The sequence below is a fragment of the Campylobacter sp. RM9331 genome (assembly GCF_020137685.1).
In the GTDB taxonomy this organism is placed as follows: domain Bacteria; phylum Campylobacterota; class Campylobacteria; order Campylobacterales; family Campylobacteraceae; genus Campylobacter_E.
On the sequence record NZ_JACGBA010000040.1, the window covers coordinates 1 to 2,747 of the forward strand.

The window sequence follows — 2,747 nt, forward strand, 5'->3', positions numbered from 1 at the left end:
GCAGTTGATAATGCGTGAGTAAGTGTAAGACCACCACGAGCAACACCTACAAAAGCGTCTGGGTTGAACTCATCTTGAATGCGTTTTGCAAACGGCTCAAAGTCATTTTTAAATTCATCGTAAGTATATTTATACATAGTTTTACCTTTTAATTAAATTTCATAAATTGTAGCAAGAACACTGCCATACAAATAATAGAGATAACGATTATACCACTACTTAGCTTATTAAATTCTTTTCTTAATAATCTAACTAATACATAAGAAATAAATCCAAAAGCAATACCTGTAGTAATTGAGTAAGTAAATGGCATCATAATTACTGTAAAAAATGTAGCAACACTATTTGCAGGGTCTTTAAAATCAATATTGCTAACTTCCATAAACATTAAAATTCCAACCATTATCAAGATAGGATAAATAGCATTAACAGGAATTGCTTGGAAAAATGGTAAAAAGAATATGCAAAGACAAAACATTCCCGCTAAAAATATATTGCTAAGTCCTGTTCTAGCACCACTTTCTATACCAGCACTACTTTCTACAAATGCAGTTGCAGTTGATGTGCCAATAACTGCTCCGATACAAGTTCCTGCCGCATCAGCTATCATAGTTTTACCTAATTTTTTATCTCCACTATCATCAAGAGTTCCGTCTGATTTTGTCTTATTTTTAAATATTCCGCCCCTAATTCCAGCACCAGTAATCGTGCCTATACTATCAAATAATTGAGTTACAAAAAGTGTCATTACTGCAGGTAATACCGATAAACTTAAAGCACTCATAATATCAAGTTTTGCAAAAATACTCATAAGCCCATCTTTTTCACTAAAATTTGGAATTGCCACAAATTCACTTGGTAATTTTGCTCCACCTATTCCAAAAGTCCAAGCGATAATACTACCTATTAAAACCGCTAAAATAAAGCCTGCTTTAATCTTCCAAGCCCAAAAACAAACAATTAAAAATAATACAAATAAACAAAATAACACATTAGGGTCTGCAAAATTACCTATTTTTAAAAGAGTTACAGGATCAGCCGTAACAATATGAGCCTGATTCATCCCCATAAACGCTAGAAAGCACCCAATACCAGCACTTATAGCACGGCGAAAATCTTCAGGAATGCTTTTTAAAATAAAAATACGAAAATTTGTAAAAGAAAGAACTAAAAATATAAAACCACTTATAAAAACAGCACCTAAAGCAGTTTCAACAGGAATTCCTTGACCTTTGCACATTGAAAATGTAAAAAATACATTAAGCCCCATACCTGTACTCATTGCTATTGGAGAATTTGCAAAAAGTCCTGTAAATGCAGTTGCTATTATAGTTACTAAAGCAGTTGCTAACATTAAAGCTTCTACACTAAGCCCTGTATTGCTTACTATAAAAGCATTAGTTGGAATAATATAAAGCATTGATAAAAATGTTGCTAAAGCACCATTAAACTCATTTTTAACACTTGTATTGTTTTCTTTTAACTTAAAAAAGTCCATTTTTTTCCCTTATAAAAAAATATTTAGCGTAAAGCACCTAAGATTAAACACAATAAGATTAAAAATTCTAGCTCATAGCAGTATCCTTTTGTTTGTAGTAAGAAATTATTAGATTAAATTGTTTGAAAGTATATTTTTTGCAATCATATATTAATTGCATAATGAGTTTGAATGATGTTTTTAAAATGGAGCTAAAAACATATAAAGAATTCAATCAATATTCCTTAATCTCATTGTATAAACTATCTCTTTCTATTGGAATTAAATTTGATGTTTTGATATTGTCTATGAAGTCTTGTAGCGTAATGCCATTCGCACTTTTTGCACCACCTGCACTTTGGATATTTTCTTTTTCTATTGTTCCATCAAGGTCATTTGCTCCGTATTCTTGAGCCACCATTGCAAGGTTTAATCCTAAAGTCGCCCAATAAGCTTTAATATGAGAAATATTGTCTAAAACAAGCCTTGCTATTGCAATAGTTTTTAGAATTTCTATACTTCCAAGCGGTTTTAAATCCTTTAAAAACGAATTGTCTTTTTGCCATACTAACGGAATAAAAGCATTAAATCCTTTGCTAATATCTTGTTGTTTTCTTAGTCTTAGCATATGGTCAATTCTGTTCTCACGACTTTCAATGTGTCCAAAAAGCATAGTTGCATTACTTTGTTTTCCTTTTTGATGCCATAGCCCATGAATCTTAAGCCAATTATCAGAACTAACTTTGCTAGCACAAAGCTCATTTCTAACTTTTTCATCAAAAATTTCAGCACCGCCACCCGGCATAGAATCAACTCCATATTCAAGCATTTTGTCAATTACTGCAGAATAATCTCCATCAAAAAAACTCTTTGCAATAAAATTAATTTCAGCAGCTGTCATTGCTTTAATATGTAAATGTGGGTATTTATCTTTAATTTTTCTAAAAATCTCAAAATACCATTCCCAACCACCTTTTTTATTGTGAGCTGAAACAATGTGTATTTCTTTTGTCCCACGAGTAACGGTATCATCAACTATTTTTAAGATTTCTTCGTGTGTTAGATGATATGGATTTGGATTGTGCCTATGAGCTGAAAATGCACAAAAAGCACAAGTATCAACGCACATATTTGTAGGATTTATGTGACGATTACAATTAAAATAAACTTTTTTTCCGTGAAGTTTTAATCTCTTTTTATTAGCGTAAAATCCTAAGACTTGCAAATCTAAATCGTATAACTTATAACAATCTTCTTCGCTTAATCTTTT

The 2,747-nt window shown here is 31.3% G+C and carries 2 protein-coding genes; both read right to left on the minus strand.

Annotation, left to right across the window (positions count from 1 at the left end; genetic code table 11):
• Positions 1 to 148 precede the first annotated feature (148 nt).
• Entirely contained in the window at positions 149 to 1,498 is a 1,350-nt protein-coding gene (locus tag AVBRAN9331_RS09590; RefSeq protein WP_214116030.1) for an NCS2 family permease, read from the minus strand.
• A gap of 214 nt (positions 1,499 to 1,712) precedes the next feature.
• A partial coding sequence (gene mqnE / locus AVBRAN9331_RS09595) for an aminofutalosine synthase MqnE (RefSeq protein ID WP_336612913.1) occupies positions 1,713 to 2,747 on the minus strand: 1,035 nt, incomplete at its 5' end.

Coding starts and splice junctions, on each gene's coding strand:
- AVBRAN9331_RS09590 (WP_214116030.1), bottom strand. CDS start 1,498: ATGGACTTTTTTAAGTTAAAAGAAAACAATACAAGTGTTAAAAATGAG.